The sequence below is a fragment of the Pseudomonas fluorescens genome, from assembly GCF_001623525.1.
GTDB classification, from domain to species: Bacteria; Pseudomonadota; Gammaproteobacteria; order Pseudomonadales; family Pseudomonadaceae; genus Aquipseudomonas; species Aquipseudomonas fluorescens_Q.
In genome coordinates, this window is the sequence record NZ_CP015225.1 from 2031184 (window position 1) to 2048014 (window position 16831).

12 protein-coding genes are annotated in these 16831 nt (G+C 61.4%); 5 read left to right on the forward strand and 7 right to left on the reverse strand.

Translation table 11 applies throughout. The annotated features are described in order from the left end of the window. Positions 1-2: 2 nt before the first annotated feature. Positions 3-638 carry a response regulator transcription factor gene (locus TK06_RS08640; protein ID WP_063321731.1) on the reverse strand — a complete coding sequence of 212 codons (636 nt, stop codon included), beginning with the start codon at positions 636-638 and terminating at the stop codon, positions 3-5. Between the two features lie 4 nt (positions 639-642). Beyond that, positions 643-2928 carry a PAS domain-containing sensor histidine kinase gene (locus tag TK06_RS08645; protein WP_063321732.1) on the reverse strand — a complete coding sequence of 762 codons (2286 nt, stop codon included), beginning with the start codon at positions 2926-2928 and terminating at the stop codon, positions 643-645. A 244-nt stretch (positions 2929-3172) separates the two neighbouring features. Here TK06_RS08645 and TK06_RS08650 point away from each other — a divergent pair, with 244 nt between their 5' ends. Further along, a complete protein-coding gene (locus TK06_RS08650) occupies positions 3173-4795 on the forward strand; it encodes an acyl-CoA synthetase (RefSeq protein WP_063321733.1) in 1623 nt (540 codons plus the stop codon). Between the two features lie 162 nt (positions 4796-4957). Continuing rightward, positions 4958-6730: an acyl-CoA dehydrogenase C-terminal domain-containing protein gene (locus tag TK06_RS08655; protein WP_063321734.1), complete on the forward strand. Its 1773-nt coding sequence runs from the start codon at positions 4958-4960 to the stop codon at positions 6728-6730. Positions 6731-6856: 126 nt separating this feature from the next. Here TK06_RS08655 and TK06_RS08660 read toward each other — a convergent pair whose 3' ends face one another. Together TK06_RS08660 and TK06_RS08665 are read right to left on the reverse strand one after the other, a co-directional pair. Next, the gene (locus TK06_RS08660) at positions 6857-9880 is read right to left on the reverse strand and encodes an EAL domain-containing protein (protein ID WP_063321735.1); all 3024 of its coding nucleotides are present in this window, start codon (positions 9878-9880) and stop codon (positions 6857-6859) included. Further along, positions 9868-10887 (reverse strand): substrate-binding domain-containing protein, encoded by a 1020-nt coding sequence (locus tag TK06_RS08665; protein ID WP_063325107.1) that lies wholly within the window; start codon positions 10885-10887, stop codon positions 9868-9870. The genes TK06_RS08660 and TK06_RS08665 overlap by 13 nt, the downstream gene beginning before the upstream one ends. 462 nt (positions 10888-11349) lie before the next feature. Between TK06_RS08665 and TK06_RS08670 the strand changes: the two genes are divergently transcribed. From TK06_RS08670 to TK06_RS08680, 3 genes are all read left to right on the forward strand, one after another. Continuing rightward, positions 11350-12324, forward strand: coding sequence for a quinone oxidoreductase family protein (locus tag TK06_RS08670; RefSeq protein ID WP_063321736.1), 975 nt, complete (start codon positions 11350-11352; stop codon positions 12322-12324). A 33-nt stretch (positions 12325-12357) separates the two neighbouring features. Then, positions 12358-13281, forward strand: coding sequence for a LysR family transcriptional regulator (locus tag TK06_RS08675; protein ID WP_063321737.1), 924 nt, complete (start codon positions 12358-12360; stop codon positions 13279-13281). Positions 13282-13626: 345 nt separating this feature from the next. Next, complete coding sequence (locus TK06_RS08680) at positions 13627-13866, forward strand: hypothetical protein (RefSeq protein ID WP_063321738.1); 240 nt, start codon at positions 13627-13629, stop codon at positions 13864-13866. Positions 13867-13889: 23 nt separating this feature from the next. On the opposite strand, the gene TK06_RS08685 is transcribed toward TK06_RS08680, so the two are convergent. From TK06_RS08685 to TK06_RS08695, 3 genes are all read right to left on the reverse strand, one after another. Then, the gene (locus tag TK06_RS08685) at positions 13890-15635 is read right to left on the reverse strand and encodes an OPT family oligopeptide transporter (RefSeq protein ID WP_063321739.1); all 1746 of its coding nucleotides are present in this window, start codon (positions 15633-15635) and stop codon (positions 13890-13892) included. A 166-nt stretch (positions 15636-15801) separates the two neighbouring features. Then, entirely contained in the window at positions 15802-16209 is a 408-nt protein-coding gene (locus tag TK06_RS08690) for a VOC family protein (protein WP_063321740.1), read from the reverse strand. A gap of 23 nt (positions 16210-16232) precedes the next feature. Further along, a complete protein-coding gene (locus TK06_RS08695) occupies positions 16233-16658 on the reverse strand; it encodes a YciI family protein (RefSeq protein WP_063321741.1) in 426 nt (141 codons plus the stop codon). Positions 16659-16831 lie beyond the last annotated feature (173 nt).

The following is a 16831-nucleotide window of genomic DNA, read 5'->3' on the forward strand; positions in this document are numbered from 1 at the left end:
CCTCAGCGCAACTGCAAGGGGTCGACCAGGCCTGCGACAATCGCCATGCCCACCAGCTGCGGCAGGTTCTCGGCGCCCATGCGCTTCATGACCCGGGAACGATAGAGGTCGATGGTCCTGACATTGACCCCAAGCTGATCGGCGATTTCCCGGTTGGTGTAGCCCTGGACCAGAGGCAGCAACACGTCATTTTCCCTCGGGGTCAAGCTCTGAAGCCGCGCCTGCACCCGCGCCTGGCCCGCGCTGACGGTCTGGCTGTCGTCGGCCAGGCTCAAGGCCTGCTGCACGCTGTCGAGCAGCAATTGTTCGTTGTAGGGCTTTTCGATGAAATCATGGGCCCCGGCCTTGAACGCCCGCACCACAATCGGCACATCGGCATGCCCACTGACGAAGATCACCGGCAGGCGCAGCCCACGGTTGCGCATCTCTTCCTGGACGTTGAGCCCCCCCATGCCTGGCATGCGCACATCCAGCAGCACGCAACCATTGAGCGGGTTGTTGCAGGCCTCGAGAAACTCCCGGCCACTGGTGAACGAGAGGGCCCTGAGGCCCACGGACTCCAGCAGCCAGACCGTCGAATCGAGCATGCCTTGGTCATCGTCGACCACATACACCACCTGTTCCGCCACATCCATCATTGCCCTATTCCTCTTGTTGTCGGACCACGCCGGCCAGGGTCGGCCCCGGCAAGTTGCAGCGCATCTGCAAGCCCACGGCCAAGGGCCGGGCCTGCAACTCGCCCCCGAAACCTTCGATGATGCTGCGGCTCATGGACAACCCCAACCCCAGGCCATTGACCTTGCTGGAATAGAACGGGGTGAAAATCTGCTCCAGTTGCGCCGTCGGCACGCCGTGTCCCTGGTCGCTGACGCTGACCTGCACCCCGCCGTCAGCCCCAGGCTCGACCGCCAAGACAATCTGCGACGGCTGGCCGGGATGGGCCTCGCGATTGGCCTCGATGGCGTTGCGCAGCAGGTTGAGCAGCACCTGCTCCAGCAGCACCCGGTCGGCATAGACCAGCGGCAGATTATCCGGCAACCGCTCCACGATCTCTACCTGACAACTGCTAGCTTCCCAGAGGCACAGGCGCGTGGTTGCCCGGGCAACGTCACTGAGGTCCAAGGCCTCCATGCGGCGGCGGCCCTTGCGCAAGAAGGCGCGCAAACGCTTGATCACCTCCGATGCGTGATTGGCGTGCACGGCGATTCGCTCCAGCCCCTGGGCCACCTTCTCGGCGGCCTCGGAATGACTGCCCAAGGCCTGCAAATAGCGCTGGCTGGCGTTGGCATAATTGACCACCGCCGCCAGTGGCTGATTCATCTCATGGGCAATGCCCGAGGCCAGTTCACCCAGGGTCACCAGGCGCGCCGTGTGAGCCAGTTCGTCCTGATGATGACGCTGCTGGGCTTCACGCAGCTCCCGTTCGGACTGGTCATGGGCCACCAGCGAATAGAAGCGCTCGCCACTGGCCGCGCGATGGGCCAGAAGCATCAGCGACACCGGCACCGAAGCCCCTCCGGCCGGCGGTTGCAGGCGAGCCTCGATGCTCCAGCGGCCACTGCGTTCGGCATAATCCCAGCCCTCCTGCTCCAGGCTGGCCAGCACCTCGGCGCTGAGAAAGGCATCCAGCGTTGGCAGGCTGTGTTGCGCATCCAACCCAAGGGTGCGGCGCGCCGCCGGGTTGAGGTAGGTCACCGCGCCATCGGGCTGGATGAACAGCACCGGGTCGGTATTGGCCTCCACCACCTCTGCCAGACGGCGCTTGTTTTCTTCGGCCTGGACCCGGGCGGTAATGTCCCGGGACACGCTGACCACTTCAACCACCGCGCCGGTGTAGGTTTCGCGAATGGCTCGGCACGCGGTCTCGAACCACAGGTAATGGCCGTCGCGATGGCGAATGCGGTAGGTCATGGTGTGATAGCCGTCCTGCTCCAGGGCGTCGCGGGTGCGTTGCATCAGGCCGGCCTGGTCCTGCCGATGAAACAGCGTGTGGGCCTGACGCCCGTGCAGCTCCTGCGGCCAATAGCCGAGCAAGGTCCAAGAAGCCAGTGACGCATCGAGAAAGCAGCCGTCCGGGGTATGGCGGGAAATCAGGTCGGTGGTGTTTTCGGTGATCAGCCGGTACAGGCGTCGCGCCTTGGCCGACTCGCGCTCGGCGAGGATCTGCGCGGTGGCCTGGCGACAGCGGGCCAGCACACGATTGGCCTTGGGGTCGGGGATGAACGTCCAGACCAGGATCTGCTCGGCAACCTGCACCTCCACGTTCTCGATGGCTCGCTGCTGGGTCAGACAGGCCTGGACCAGGTGCGCGTGGCTGACCGGTAACAGGCTCGAGGCATCAACCAACGACAGTTGCTCGAGCAGCGCCAGCAGCGCCTCGTTGAGCTCCAGCGGTCGGCCTCGCGAATCAAGCAATGCACTTGGCTGCGGGTCATGGCCGAGCAGCGGCGAATCGCGCAACTGGCCGCTGACGCTGGCCAATAGCAGACTCAGTAATTCGTGCACCGCCACCAGCCAGTCCTGCCCCACTTCGGGCTGTAGCTCAACCAGCAGCAAGCCTTGCTGCCCCGGCTGCAGGGCCAACGCCAGGACCTGACCATGCTCGAGGGCCGCGCGGCGCAGACGACCGGCCAGCCAGCAATCGAGCTGACGCACCTGCGCCAGTTCCAGCCGCTCCTCGTCCTGCAAGCGCTGGAAAAGAGCCCGGTCACTGCTTTGCAAAGCTTCACCAAAGCCCGGCGGCAAATGCCGGGCACGGCCTTCATGCCGATAGATGCCACTTGGCGCATGCCAGCTCAGGTAGATCGCCCGGCGGATTTGCGCACAATCCTGCAAGGCCCGGCACAGGGCATCGGCACAAGCCGCCAGGGCCATGCCTTCACGTTGCAGGCGCAACCAGCCGTGCAAGCGAACGGTGGTGGAGATCATCAGGAAACCTGTCGTGAAAATAGGGCGAGCAACATATAGTATATTTACTATACAACTCAGGTAGTACTTCCATATCAATCGGCAAACAGTATATAAATTCCCCCGGATAAGTCACCGAGCTTTTCTGTGGTGAACGCGTCTGTCGACAATCGCACTGCGATTGGGCTAGCACCGGCAGCCCGTGCCCCCCCCCCCGAGAACCTCGGCCAATAGAGCTAATAATCAGCCACCGGGTACCCCAGCCATGTCCATCTACGAGCAAGGTTTTGCGCCAACCGGCGTCAACCACACCGCCCTTACCCCCCTGAGCTTCATCGAGCGCACCGCAAGCGTCTATCCCGATTATCCAGCCGTGATCCACGGCTCGATCCGGCGCACCTGGGCCGACACTTACCGCCGCTGCCGGCGCCTGGCCTCAGCCCTGGCCGGTCGCGGCATCGGTAAAAACGACACGGTGGCGGTCATGCTGCCGAACATTCCGGCCATGCTTGAAGCGCACTTCGGTGTGCCGATGATCGGAGCGGTGCTCAATGCCCTCAACGTACGCCTGGATGCCGAGGCCATCGCCTTCATGCTGGCCCACGGCGAAGCCAAGGTATTGATCGCCGACCGTGAGTTCCATGACGTGGTGCAAGCGGCCATCGGCATGCTCGACCATCCGCCCCTGGTGATCGACCTCGACGATCCGGAATATGGCGAAGGCCAGGCGGTCAGTGAACTGGACTACGAGGCGTTTCTTGCCGAGGGCGACCCGGACTTCGCCTGGCAGTGGCCAGACGATGAATGGCAGGCCATATCCCTGAACTACACCTCTGGCACCACGGGCAACCCCAAAGGCGTGGTCTATCACCACCGCGGCGCCTACCTCAACTCCCTCGGCAACCAAATGACATGGGCCATGGGCAATCATCCGGTGTATCTCTGGACCTTGCCGATGTTCCACTGCAACGGTTGGTGCTACCCCTGGACCGTGACCGCCCTGGCCGGCGTCCATGTGTTCCTGCGCCGGGTCGACCCGCAAAAAATCCTCAATCTGATTCGCGAACATCAGATCACCCACCTTTGCGGTGCGCCCATTGTGCTCAATGCCCTGGTGAACATGCCCGACTCGGCCAAGGCCGCGATCGACCATCCGGTCAGCGCCATGGTTGCAGGAGCGGCACCACCGGCCAAGGTGATTGGCGCCGTCGAGGAAATGGGCATCAAGGTCACCCACGTCTACGGCCTGACCGAGGTCTACGGGCCGGTGACCCTATGCGCCTGGCACGCGGCCTGGGATGAGCTGCCACTGGAGCAGCGAGCCCAGATCAAGGCTCGCCAAGGTGTACGCTACCCGACCCTGGAAGGGCTGATGGTGGCCGATCCAAGGACGCTCGAACCAACCCCACATGACGGCCAGACCATCGGCGAGATCTTCATGCGCGGCAACACCGTGATGAAGGGCTACCTCAAGAACCCCAGCGCCACCGCCGAAGCCTTTGAAGGTGGCTGGTTCCACACCGGCGACTTGGCCGTGACCCATGCCGATGGCTACGTGGAAATCCGCGACCGGCTCAAGGACATCATCATTTCCGGTGGCGAGAACATCTCCACCATCGAACTGGAAGGCGTGCTCTATCGGCACCCGGCAGTGCTGGAAGCGGCCGTGGTGGCCCGTCCTGACGAAAAATGGGGTGAAACACCCTGCGCCTTCATCACCCTGAAATCCGACCATACAGACGTGCGCGAAGCCGAGATCATCAGCTTCTGTCGCGAGCACCTGGCAGGTTTCAAGGTGCCACGCACGGTGGTCTTCACCCAACTGCCCAAGACTTCCACCGGCAAGATCCAGAAGTTCGTATTGCGCGACATGGCGAAGAATCTCTAGCCCGACCGCTGAAAAAACCCAGGCATCGCTGACAAGCCCGGCTTCTCACCGGCCGTCTCGTGGGCAAGCGAGCACCCGCGCGTCAGCGGTGCCTGGGATCGTGGTCCGTGAACCGCGCGACTGCGCCATTCCACCTTCTTTCCTTGCATGAGGTTCATTGCAATGCCCGAATTCAACGCCCCGTTGCGCGACATGCGTTTTGTCCTGCATGAGGTCTTCAACGCACCGAACCTCTGGGCCCGCCTGCCCGCGCTGGCGAATACCGTCGACGCCGCCACCGCCGATGCGATTCTCGAAGAAGCTGCCAAGGTCACCCATCACCTGATCTTTCCACTCAACCGCAGCGGCGACGAGGAAGGTGCCCAGTGGCACGACGGCCAGGTCAGCACGCCGAACGGTTTCAAGGCAGCGTACTCGACCTACATCGACGGCGGCTGGGTTGGCCTGAGCGGCAACCCGGCCTACGGCGGCATGGGGATGCCAAAGATGCTCGCCGTACAGTTCGAAGAAATGCTCTACGCCGCCAACTCCAGCTTTGCCCTGTACTCGGCGCTGAGTTCCGGCGCCTGCCTGGCCATCGACGCCCACGCCAGCGAAGCGCTCAAGGCCCTGTACTTGCCACCGATGTACGAGGGGCGCTGGGCCGGCTCGATGTGCCTGACCGAAGCCCATGCCGGCACCGACCTGGGCATCATTCGCACCCGTGCCGAACCCCAGGCGGATGGCAGCTACCGGATCACCGGCAGCAAGATTTTCATCACCGGCGGCGAGCAGGACCTGACGGAAAACATCATTCACCTGGTCCTGGCCAAGCTGCCGGATGCGCCCGCCGGCCCCAAGGGCATCTCGCTGTTCCTGGTGCCGAAAATCCGCGTTGATGCGCAGGGTATGCTCGGGGAAGCCAACGCCGTCAGCTGCGGTTCCATCGAACACAAGATGGGCATCAAGGCCTCGGCCACATGCGTGATGAATTTCGACGGTGCCAGTGGCTGGCTGATCGGCGAGGCCAACAAGGGGTTGGCGGCGATGTTCACCATGATGAATTACGAGCGGCTGTCCATTGGCATCCAGGGCATTGGCTGCGCCGAAGCCTCGTACCAGAACGCCCGCCGTTATGCCCAGGAGCGTATCCAGAGCCGGTCCCCCGCAGGCGCCCAGGCCAAGGACAAGATCGCCGATCCGATCATCGTCCATCCCGACGTACGACGCATGCTGCTCAGCATGAAGGCCATGACCGAAGGCGGCCGGGCCTTCGCCTGCTACGTCGGCCAGCAGCTGGACCTGGCCAAGTTCTGCGACCATCCCCAGGAGCGGCTTGATGCCGAAGCCCTGGTGGCCCTGCTGACGCCAGTGGCCAAGGCCTTCTTCACCGACACCGGCCTGGACAGTTGCATCCATGGCCAACAGGTATTCGGCGGCCACGGCTATATCCGCGAATGGGGCCAGGAACAACTGGTACGCGACGTACGCATCGCTCAAATCTATGAAGGCACCAACGGCATCCAGGCCCTCGACCTGCTGGGGCGCAAAGTAGTGGGCAACGGCGGCGTGGCCCTGCGCCTGTTCACCACTCAGATCCGTGACTTCGCTTACCTGCCCGGCGCCGCCTATGCCGCCGAATTGCTGGACGCCGTGCAACGCCTGGAAAACCTCAGCGACTGGCTGCAGCAACAGGCCAGCCTCGATCCCCACGCCATCGGCAGCGCCTGCGTCGAGTACCTGCACCTGTTCGGCTATGTCGCTTACGCATACATGTGGGCACGCATGGCCCAGACAGCCGAACACCAACACGCCACAGACCCTACGTTCTATGGCGCCAAGCTGGGCACCGCGCGCTTCTACTTCAGCCGTCTGCTGCCGCGCATCCTCAGCCTGGAACAAAGCATCCGCGCCGGCAGCCCGTCACTGTTGCAACTGCAACCCGAACAGTTCTGAAGCCGGATAACGCCGAACACCTGCCCCCCCGTGTGGGTGTTCGCGCCTGATTGCAGGCGAGGGTCGCGCTCATGCGCAGACTGGTCGACACATGCACTTGGTCGAGCCCAGCAGCCAACTGCATCATCAATGCCCAGACACTGGACCGCTCGGGCGTTTTACATCACGTTTGTTTTGCCTGGGCGAACCAGGGCTCGCAATACGGCTCGCGTGAGGCAGGCGGGGCATACGCAACAACAGACCGATCTCCTGCGCGCTGACCGCCTTGCTGAAAAAATACCCCTGGATTTCATCGCAGCCGTTATCACGCAAGAAGGTTTGCTGCTCCTCGGTTTCGACCCCTTCGGCAATGACCTTGAGATTGAGCTTGTGCCCCAACGAAATCACGGCGGTGGCGATGGCTTTGTCGTTCTCGTTGTCGGGTAGATCACGCACGAAAGACTGATCGATCTTGAGCCTCGCGATCGGGAAGCTTTTCAATGCGGCGAGGCTGGAGTAGCCGGTGCCGAAGTCGTCGATCGAGAGGCTGATCCCCATGGCTTGCAGGGCCTTCATTTTGCTGATGGCTTGCTGAAGGTCTTGCATGATCAGGCTTTCGGTCAGCTCCAGCTCAAGGTACATCGGGTCCAGTCCGGATTCCTGCAAGGCATGCATCACCCGGTCGATCAGGTCCCTTTCGATGAACTGGCGAGCCGAGATGTTCACCGACATGGTGATCGGCGGCCAGCCGGCATCCTGCCACGCCTTGTTCTGTCTGCAGGCGCTATGAATCACCCAGTCGCCGATGGGCACGATCAGCCCGGTCTCTTCGGCCTGGGGAATGAATTTGATGGGAGAGACCATACCGAGCTCGGGATGCTGCCAGCGGATCAATGCCTCTACGCCGATGATCTGGCCTGACTGCAAATCCACTTGTGGCTGGTACAACAGCAGGAACTCGTCATTGTTGAGTGCGCTTCGCAGCCCGTCTTGCATGGCGAGCTTGCCCTGGACCTTGTTATTCATCTCGCTCGTATAGAACTGGAAGCTGTTGCGCCCCAGCTCCTTGGCACGGTACATGGCGGCGTCCGCATTGCTGAGCAATGTGTCGGTGTCGGTGCCATCGGTAGGGTACGTGGCCAACCCCATGCTGCAGGTGACGTGCAGCGTATGGCCGCTGAGTTGAATCGGCCGCAGGATGGCTTCCTGGATCTTGTGCAGGACGGGCGTCACGCCGTCCAGGTCCGAGGGCTGGTCGAACAGGATGATCACAAACTCGTCGCCACCCAGTCGCACCACGGTGTCGGTACGCCGTACACATCCCAGCATGCGCTGGGCGACGGTTTTCAGCAGTTCGTCCCCGGCACTGTGCCCAAGGCTGTCATTCACCAGTTTGAATTTATCCAGGTCGAGAAACACCACTGTCACCAGCCGGTTGTAGCGCTGGGCATATAGCATCGCCTGCTTGAGGCGGTCTTCGAGCAGCGTGCGATTCGGCAGCCCGGTCAGGGCGTCATGGTCGCCCATAAAGCGAATGCGCTTTTCGGTCAGTTGACGTTCTATTGCAATGCCGGCAAGCGGTGTGGCCATGTCGATCAGTTGCGTCTCGGCCGCGCTGGGGCTGCGCACGGTGTTGGCATACAAGGCAAAGGTACCCAAGACCTTTCGCTCATGGGACAGGATCGGCGTCGACCAGCAGGCGCGAAACCCATAGGGCGCCACCAGTGAACGGTACGCTTCCCACAGTGGATCCTGCTCGATGTCCGTGACAATGACCGGCTCTCGTCGATACGCCGAGGTACCACATGAACCGACGTTCGGACCGATTTCAATTCCGTCGATGAGCTGGCTATAGGCTTTCGGCAAACTGGGTGCAGTCCCGTGCAGCAAGTGTTTGCCCTCCTCATCCAGCAGCAGGATGGAGACCTTCATGCCCTCCAGTTGGGACTCGACCAGGTGCGCCAGGCTATCAAGCACCTCTGCAAGCTCGGTGCTCCTGGCGATCAGTTCCAGGACATGACCTTGTCCGGCACGAACGATGGCCTCCTGCTCCAATCGATCGTTTTGCACGGCGAGCCGTTCTGTGGCGATACAAAGTTGGGCCGTTCTTTTCTCCAGTTGAAGTCGGTCTTCGAGAAATTGATTCACCGCCCGCGCCATGTTGCCGATCTCGTCCTTCCCATGGTCGGCCATCATCAAATGCGTTTTGTCCGTGTGTTCCTGACGCAATTGCCGGCTTATTTCATTCAGGCGCACGAGCACATGACGGCCCATGAAAACCCGGGTCACGAACCAGGCGAACACCAGGCTGGCGCCCAACATGATCAGCACCCATCGCTGGCTGCGATTCGAGGCCTCAACCAGACGCTGTACCGCTTCGCGATAGTCTTGGGTGTAGGCATTCGATTGCGTACGGGCCACCGCGACCAGGACCCCGGCCTCATTCTTGAGTTGCTCGTTGAAACGCTGCAGGACGTTGTGTTGATTGATGAGCGTCTGGCGCAGGGAGAAGAGATCCGGAATCTGCACCTCAGCGTCGGATAACGCGCCGACAGTGCGTGGCAGGCGCTCATATCGGGCCCGCAGCCGTTGCACGGCCTCACTGTCAACGGCCTGCGGCAGATCGAAAAGCAGCACCGCCAACTCCAGGCTGGCCCGGGTCTGGGCCGCCGTTAATCGAGCAGTGTGATCCGCCAGGGCCTGCTCGAAGGTGACCTCGGTTTGCAGCAGGCTTTCTCGCAGTTGCGCCACAATGTTGGCGGTATTGCGGAACATCTGACTCGACTGATGCATGTCGAGTATCGCCACGCCACTGTTTGCGGCAGTCAGTTGCTGCACCAGTTGATCGAGGGCTTCAAGCTGTTCGACGGTCGCTGCATAGCTTGAACGCAGGATGTCGGAGGAGCGGGTTGTCAGAAGCTGGTCGGTCTGGCGTTCGATCAGCAAGGTGCGCTGCACCATGTCTTGCCCATTTTGCATGCGGACCAGTCGTTCATCCGTCAGCTGTCGAGTCGCGCTGTTCGAGGTGCGCAGCGCGTAGACCGCCGTAGCACCACCTGCCAGGATCAGCAGCGCCAGCGTCAGAAACGCCAGGGTGAATTGTGCGCGCAGCGATTGGGGCAATAGCTGGCGTCCAAGCCGGGAAGTCACGTCCAACATCAGGGATTCCATTGGTGGCGATAGATGTCTCGATAGCCATTGTCAGGATCGTACTGGAATTTTTTCCCGCCATCGAAGGCGATATTGTCGTTATTGACCAAGTGAATCGGCGCGACGAAGCCGCTCACCGGCTGACCTGCAAACAGCCGGTTCAACTCATCCATCACTTGCCAGCCATGCTGGTTGAGCGGCTCGGCCACCGTCACAGTCTGGTAGGTTTTTGCCTGTATGCGCAGGAAAGCCGAAGCGCTGCCGTCACCGGCAGACAACAGGCTGATGCCGTCACTGGGTATGGCGGCGCCGGTCAGCGAGGCAATCGAATAGTCAAAATAGATGTCGTTGATAGCCAACGCATGGGTCCAGCGTTTGCCATAGTGCTGAAGCAATTCCTTGGTGACCGCCGGCATCCTCTCGCCACTTTCGGAGATCGCCACATCGCGCACCTCCAGCAACGTACATTCACGACAGGCCCGAATGACGTCTTCCATGGCCTTGGCTTTCGCCATGGCAATGCTGTACTTGGAGTCGGTCAGGATGACTACGCCGGCACGTCCATTTGATTGCGCCACTGCCGCCATGGCCGTGAGACGCGCCACGTCAAGCGGGTCAGTCGTGACGTTCATGGCCACCGGCGTGCCGTCAATCGGCCCCGGGCGTGCCCCGGCGTGCCAGCCAACCACCGGTATCTCCTTGTTGGCGAAGAGCAGCAGCGCGGCCTTGTTCTCAAGAGCGTCGGAGCCGCACAGGATAAGGCCGTCAGGCTTCGCGGCCAGGGCATCGGCAAAGGCTTTTGCGCGCCCGGCCGATGAGCCGGCACCATCGAATATCTTCAGCGTCCAGCCCAACGCATTGGCGGCCTCCCGGGCACCCTGCGCGACACCGACAATGCCTCCGTTACGCAAATCTTCTGCGACAAGCGCGATGCTCTTGCCCCGCTGGGCTTGCGGGCCGGATACAGGGCCGCTCCAGCGCACGGCGCCAAGGGCGGCCCTGGCAACGACCTCCTGCGCTTGCATCACCGTGACCGTGGTGTTTTCGAGTCCCGCTACGGTTGACAGGTCCTGGCTGTATGCGGAAGTTGCCGTGAAAAGGCAGGAAACCGTCATTAAAGCCATCCGGAGTAACGAGGATCGTGGAAACCTGGGCCCAATCGAACAGGTTCGATCAACGCATGTGATGTCGTGTGTGGGGCCGGTGGTGCGATCGATGTCTGGCATGACGTCCCTTTTTGCCAAGAAGGCAGTGTTCCGAAAGAATAGTCGGTTCTGCTGCCACCAAGTCCTTTGTGGGTAAAAGTGCGATGCAGGTGATAAAAAACTACAGGAATCCAAGCAAAGACAGGGTCAGCCCAACCACGGATTCGAGCAAGCGAATTGCTGCATAAGGTGCAGCTATGCCCTGCATATCCAAGGTATTGTCCATACACAGATCTGCAATCATCCTCCAGTGACATCTATTTCAAACCCTGAGGAGTCGCTGAGATGGTCACTGTCGTTGGTTTTTCATCCACAGGTGGACCGGACGTTCTAGAGGTCCGACAAAACGATCATGCTGCGCCCGGCCTCGGTGAAGTGTGGGTCGAGCAGCATGCCATTGGTATCAACTACCTCGACGTCAGCCAGCGCAACGGCGCGGTTCCCGTCGCCCTGCCGTCGGGGTTGGGTCTGGAGGGGGCCGGGGTGGTCACTGCCGTGGGGCCGGATGTCACTCAAGTCAAAGTGGGTGATCGCGTGGCTTATGCCACCGGCCCGTTGGGTGCCTACGCAAGTGGTCGATTGGTTCCGGCCGGGAAACTGGTGCCCCTTCCCGACTCGATCAGTTTCCAGGATGCCGCCGCCGTTCTGTTCAAGGGCATCACGGCCCAGTACCTGCTCAAGAGCACTTATCCAGTGGGGCCGGGAACGGTCATGGTGTTGTATGGCGTCGCCGGCGGTGTGGGCGCCATCATGGCCAAGTGGGCCAAGCACCTGGGCGCTTTCGTGATCGGTGTCGTCTCTCGTGCGCAAAGCGTCGAGAAGGCACGTGCACTGGGCTGCAATGAAGTCCTGGTTTTCGATGCACAGACACTGGCACAGGAGGTGGCTCGAATCACCGACGGCAAGAAGGCCGATGTGGTTTACGACCCGATTGGACGTCTCTCGTTCGCGGCATCGCTCGATTGCCTGCGCCCGCGCGGGCTGATGGTGTCTTTCGGCGCGTCGTCAGGCGCGCCACAAGCGGTCGAAGTGGGCCTGCTGAATGCCAAGGGTTCGCTGTTCCTCACCCGCCCTTCGATTGCCGCCCACACCAGCAGCGTCGAGGAATATCAGGCGCGCGCCAATGACGTACTGGCGGCACTCCAGGCCGGGATCATCGAACCCGCCGTCTGGAAAACCTACCCGCTGGAGAACGCCGCACAAGCCCACGCGGACCTGGAAAGCGGCCGCGCTTCAGGTACTCTCCTGCTCACTCCCTGAGATGTCCTTGAGAAGCCTGGAGGCTATGGGCACGTGATCACACTGGATAGCCGCCACACAGACGAATTTGCCGCGTTGCTCGCGCTCGAATCGCAAGGTTCATTTGTCGCGGCCGCTCGGCTTTTGCAGCGCCACCCCACGATCATTTCCAAGCGCCTCGCGGCGCTGGAAGCCCGGCTGGGGGTCAGGCTGCTCGAACGCAGCACCCGCCATATCCGCCTGACAGAGGCAGGAACCCTTCTGGTCAAGCGCCTGCGGCTGGCAACCGAGTTGATGGCTGAAGCAGAACAAGAGGCAGCGTCAGGGGCTGCCGAGGTGCGCGGCAATCTACGGCTGGCGGTGCCGGCCGCCCTGGGCAGGCTCTGGTTGGCGCCGATACTGCCGGAGTTCCTGGCGGCCCATCCACATTTGACGCTCACCGTGAACTACAGCGAGCGCTTGGTTGATGTGATCGCCGAAGGCTTCGATGTGGCGATACGCCTGGGGGAACTCAACGATAGCCGCCTGATTGCCAAGCGCCTCGGCGATCATCGGCGCATTCTTTGCGCGTCTCCTGGTTATATCGAACGATATGGCTGGCCAGCGTCACCCACGGAGCTGACCCAGCATAACTGCCTGGGGTTCACGGGGCTGGCGTCATATCCTGAATGGAAGCTGATCAGCGCCAGTGAACAAGTGACCGTACGCCCCCAAGGCTCCCTGGTGTCCAACGACAGTGAAGCGCTTTTGAGCGCGGCCATTGCAGGTACCGGCATCCTGGGTGCGGGGGAGTGGCTGTTCAGCCGTGCGTTGGCATACAAAGAACTGGTCAGGGTATTACCGGACTGGGAGTTGGGGGCAAAAGGAGGGATCTACCTTATCCGGCCCTCGGCGAAATTCGCCTCCTCCGCCACGCTGGCGCTGAAAGAATGGCTCGAGGCCAAGCTTGTCCAAACGGGCACAGCCAGGTCCTCATAAAACAGGCCGACGGCACAATACCAGCCAACCAAGAGAAAACCTGTGGGAGCTCGCTCCCACAGGTTTTCGTTTCTCTGCGCCATTTCACCGCCCGGTGACGGCCATCCCAAGCCACCTCGAGCGCGTCCACTCCACCCCGAATGACGCCAACTTATTGGCACAAAAACCAACGAAATAAAAATAAATTAATACAGTGACAGTTTCCCGACGCACGGTACCCCTGTGCCATTGCTGGGGGTTCAGATCGAAGCTCATCATCCGCAGGCAACCCCCGCAAAACGTTTAGGCCACCGACCTGGACTACAGGAAGTAATTAATCGCATCTCTCAATGGAGCGACACCGAGATGATGACTGTTTATTTTGTTGTGATGACGATCTGCAGTGGCTTCGAAGGCTGTGTCGAGGAACGACAACCAGGGCCAACCTTTGCTTCCAAGGCAATGTGCATGGAGACGGCCAAAGTCATGGCGCCGCGCAAAGGGGTGAAGTTCAAGTGTCGCAAAGGACGTATGTTGGTCGTCGAGACGCCGCCAGCAGAAAACTACGGCAAAATTGTCTCCACCAAGACCGCAGGCCAGCCTTAGCCGTTGAAGTAGGCACGCCGCACCTACGAGCCGTTGGTAAGCATCTGCCACAACGACGCCCCCACCCCGGTAATGCTCTCCCCGGCAATCAACCCCGCCGCCGCGGTGATGGCGAAGCGTTCCGTGAGGCTCGGCCAGCGACAGCTCACCAGCCACGTCAGCACCGCACCAAGGGCCATCATCAGCGACACCGAGGCCGGCAAGACAAAGGCCAGGCCCAAGGCCGCCGTGCTGGGCAAGTAGCGGGCCCGATGCGCCGGCAGCAGGCTGTCGAGGATCCCCAACAACAAGCCGATCAGGCCGCCGATGAAAATCGCCCAGCGAATGCTCGCTGACAACGAATCCAGACCCAGGGTCAGGGTTTGCGCCACGGCCTTCCAGGTGGCGACCGCCGGGGCCGGCCACTCTTCGGTGAGCAGCATGGTTGGCGGGTCCGGGATCAGGGCCAGGTAGGCCAGCACCCCGACGATGCTACCGACGAAAATACCGAGGGTCTGGGCGATCAGTTGTTTGCGCGGCGTGGCGCCGATCGCCCGGCCGACCTTGAAGTCGTTCATCAGGTCGGTGCACTGCCCGGCCGAACCACCGGCGGTGTTGGCGCTCATCAGATTGATCGGCACCTGCCCCGGGGCGACGATGCCGAAGCTCAATTGGGACAATTGGCCAATGGCCCCGATCGGCGGAATGCCTGTGGCGCCCACCACCCGGGCGGCCACCGCCGCCAAGCAGATCGCCAAGGGGATGGTCAACAAGGCCATCCATGGATTGATGCCGAACAACAGCACTTGCAGGCTCACCACCAGGATGATCGACAGCATGAAACCGACGGCAGGCCCAGGCTTGGGTATCGTCCAGATCGCCCCGCCGCCCGCCTTGGTGGACCGGTGCAATGCCCACAAGCGAATCGCCAACGAGGCCAGGGTCGAGCAGACCATCAGGCTCACCCCCGGCCAGAGCAACCACTCCACCAGCGCCGCGAACTGCGGGCCACTGCTGCCATGCGGCAACCGCACCAGGCCCTGCCCCAGCAGCCACGGCGCCAACCCGCCCCACGCCAGCAAGGCACCGAGCAGCAGGGTCAGACCCACGCGAATACCGATGATCCCGCCGAACCCCACTAACAACAGCGAAGGGTCGGCGGTAAACGTCAGGCGCTCCAGTTGGGCGCTCGGAGACCAGCGCGGGATGGCCCACATGAAGGTGTCGACCGCCTTGACCAACCCGGACAGTAACGCGGCGCTGAGCAGCACCTTCAAGCGCGTCGCGGCTTCGTGGCCGTGGTTATAGATATGCAGCAGGGTTTCCAGGGTCGCCATGCCCTCGGGAAATTTCAGCGCCTTGTCATTGAGCAGTGACGGGCGCAAGTACCAGGCAATCCAGATCCCCAGGAAGCTCACCGAAAAGACCCAGGCCACCATGGGGATGGCGTCCAACTGCTGGCCAGTCAGCAAGGTATAGGCCGGGATAGGAGCGACCAACCCACCGGAAATGATCGACGCAGCGGCAGAGGCCACGGTCTGGTTGATATTGCTTTCGTGCAGCGTCCAGGGCAGTCGCCCCACCGATCGACTCGCCAAGCCTTGCCAGATGCCATAGCCAACCAGCAAGGCGATGATCGACATATTGAAGGACCAGCCGATCTTCAACCCGGCATAGACATTGGAAGGCGTCAGCAGGATACCGAGGACGATTCCCGTACTGACCGCACGCGGACTGAGTTCGCGTTCGACGGCGGTGGTCAAGGGGAATGTGGATGAGGTTGGGTGCATGCGAAGTCCTTATCGGCACTGGAGGGCGGCCGCCAGATTCAGACTGGCCCCCTGTGGGAGCGAGCTTGCTCGCTCCCACAGGACCACTTAAAACGGCACCTCAATAAGTGAACGCAGTATTGGCGCAAGGTTCACCCGGGTCGTCCATCCATGGGCTGCGCTCGACTTATTTTTCCCCCTCGCAATTGACCATCCAGGCAATCCCGAAACGGTCTTCGAACATGGCAAAGCGTTCCGCCCAAAAGGTCTTCTCCAAGGGCATGTACACGCTGCCACCTGCACTCAAGCCTTTAAACAGCCGCTCGGCCTCCTCCACACTGTCGACATTGAGGGAGACCGACACGCCTTGCGGCTTGCGAAATGGCTGGCCTGGCGGGCAATCGGAGGCCATCAGGCTGAAGGCGCCGACGGTCAGGCAAGCGTGCATGATCAGGTTGGGGTCCTTGGGCATCCCGGTTTCCTCGGGGGCCTCGGCAAAAGACATGGAAAACAGATCGCCGCCCAGTACCTCCTTATACAAAGCGAAGGCTTGCTTGCAGTTACCGTTGAAGGTCAGGTAAGGAATGATTCTCATGGTAGGGTCTCCTGTAGTCGGTTTCAGGATTGGCCAGACATCTGTACCCGCAAGCGTTCTTCCTGCTCGCGCAATTCAGGGGTTAAGGACTCGCCGAACTCCTCGAGCTCGAAGATCTGGCGGATCTCGATTTCACTGTCGCTGACCATCGGGTTGGGGCAGCGCTTGACCCAGTCGATGGCCTCCTGCAATGACTGGACCTTGAAGATCCAGAAACCGGCGATCAACTCCTTGGTTTCAGCAAAGGGCCCATCGATCACCGTCCGGTCCTTGCCGGAAAACTGCACGCGCACGCCCTCGGCACTGGGGTGCAGGCCTTCACCAGCGAGCATCACCCCGGCCTTGACCAGTTCTTCGTTGTAGGCACCCATGGCGGCCAGCAGTTCCTCGCTGGGCATTTCTCCGGCTTCCGATTCCGGACTGGCTTTGACGATCACCATAAATCGCATGCTCTGATCTCCTGAGAGTGAATGGATTAGGCCGTCCGTGTGGCGGCTCTACGGACTAATCGAACGGCATTGGTCGAATTCGACAGATCGACGCCATTATTTTTATATGCCGTTGACAGCCGCTGCGCACTCAATGGAGCTGCCGACGTCACGACAAGCAGGCCGAAGCTGCA

Excerpts from the sequence above, each read along its gene's own strand:
- TK06_RS08640 (WP_063321731.1), bottom strand. The coding sequence starts at position 638 with ATGATGGATGTGGCGGAACAGGTGGTGTATGTGGTCGACGATGACCAA.
- TK06_RS08645 (WP_063321732.1), bottom strand. The coding sequence starts at position 2,928 with ATGATCTCCACCACCGTTCGCTTGCACGGCTGGTTGCGCCTGCAACGT.
- TK06_RS08650 (WP_063321733.1), top strand. The coding sequence starts at position 3,173 with ATGTCCATCTACGAGCAAGGTTTTGCGCCAACCGGCGTCAACCACACC.
- TK06_RS08655 (WP_063321734.1), top strand. The coding sequence starts at position 4,958 with ATGCCCGAATTCAACGCCCCGTTGCGCGACATGCGTTTTGTCCTGCAT.
- TK06_RS08660 (WP_063321735.1), bottom strand. The coding sequence starts at position 9,880 with ATGGAATCCCTGATGTTGGACGTGACTTCCCGGCTTGGACGCCAGCTA.
- TK06_RS08670 (WP_063321736.1), top strand. The coding sequence starts at position 11,350 with ATGGTCACTGTCGTTGGTTTTTCATCCACAGGTGGACCGGACGTTCTA.
- TK06_RS08680 (WP_063321738.1), top strand. The coding sequence starts at position 13,627 with ATGATGACTGTTTATTTTGTTGTGATGACGATCTGCAGTGGCTTCGAA.
- TK06_RS08685 (WP_063321739.1), bottom strand. The coding sequence starts at position 15,635 with ATGCACCCAACCTCATCCACATTCCCCTTGACCACCGCCGTCGAACGC.
- TK06_RS08690 (WP_063321740.1), bottom strand. The coding sequence starts at position 16,209 with ATGAGAATCATTCCTTACCTGACCTTCAACGGTAACTGCAAGCAAGCC.
- TK06_RS08695 (WP_063321741.1), bottom strand. The coding sequence starts at position 16,658 with ATGCGATTTATGGTGATCGTCAAAGCCAGTCCGGAATCGGAAGCCGGA.